Annotated in this window: 2 protein-coding genes; both read right to left on the bottom strand. The window is 42.2% G+C overall.

The features are described from left to right. Positions 1-226, bottom strand: a 226-nt coding sequence (locus CZ379_RS00100) for a stalk domain-containing protein (RefSeq protein WP_234404756.1), incomplete at its 3' end; no start/stop codon positions are given. Positions 227-313: 87 nt separating this feature from the next. Next, positions 314-1089 (bottom strand): copper amine oxidase N-terminal domain-containing protein (locus CZ379_RS00095; RefSeq protein WP_110929741.1); only part of this gene is annotated, 776 nt, incomplete at its 5' end.

The following is a 1089-nucleotide window of genomic DNA, read 5'->3' as shown; positions in this document are numbered from 1 at the left end:
TTTTTTCGCTGAAGTCTACCTTTGCCCCCAGTGCTTCTCCGATCCCACGAAGCGGCACCTGAACCCGATTGTTCTCCATGACCGGATCGCCACCTTGAAATTTTACCTTTCGTGCATCGACCAAGACGGTAATAACAGAACTACTAGCAGCCTCTACAGTCTCTGCGAATTGAAAAGTGAAAAAGGCTACAGCACCCAGCAAAAAGACAGTCATCAATTTCTTCATCTTATAAGCACCTTTCTTTAATAATTCATGATGTTAGTTTTCTTTCTGAAAACTTTGTCATCCGTATGTAATTTAGGCATTTATCGATTAATTGCCTTTCCATGGATTTACCATGAGAGGGATATAGTCTTGTGTGCCCCCGTAAAAACCAATGTATTCAATATCACTAATCTCTAAAGGCCTCTGATCGACTATATCATACAGTGTTTTATCAGCTGCAGACCAAACACTATAAAAGCTGTATTTTGTTCCGTCGCCGTTATCTATAGACATTTCAGCTACCGGATGACGAAATCGAATATCTGTTTTTTTGGTAAGGTAGAAGAGGTTGCCTCCCCTTGTATTCGTCTTAGAACGTACTTTTAGATACGTAACTTTGTATTTAAGCTCTGTAAATAGTTCTACGCTATAAATATCGCGTGAGTGCTTAAAGGGTAAATCAGTAATGCCAAAGTTCAATACCTTTTCATAAGTTATATCCCCTCCAGGACTTTGCAGAAGATCTTCATCGTTCACAAACCATTTTTTATACGGATCAATACTCACTGTTTTCAAGCCAGCTTCCTCTAAGGTTGGAATCTCCTTCTCTCCAATCCATACCCAATTTCCCACCTGATCCCAGCTCACTGATTCACCCAGGTTCTCGCTAACAAACCGCAACGGAACATAGGTGCGTCCCTTTACTGCTTTGGCTGCCGTATCCATCGTTACATTTTGGCCATCGACCACGGCCACCTTACTTCCTAATGTTAGAACGATCGATTTCTCGCCCTTCAAATAGGTTACGTTTTTTTCGCTGAAGTCTACCTTTGCCCCCAGTGCTTCTCCGATCCCACGAAGCGGCACCTGAACCCGATTGTTCT

Source organism: Paenibacillus bouchesdurhonensis, from assembly GCF_900155685.1.
GTDB classification, from domain to species: Bacteria; Bacillota; Bacilli; order Paenibacillales; family Paenibacillaceae; genus Fontibacillus; species Fontibacillus bouchesdurhonensis.
The sequence above is the reverse complement of the archived record's forward strand: the minus strand, read 5'-3'. Positions and strand labels throughout refer to the sequence as shown.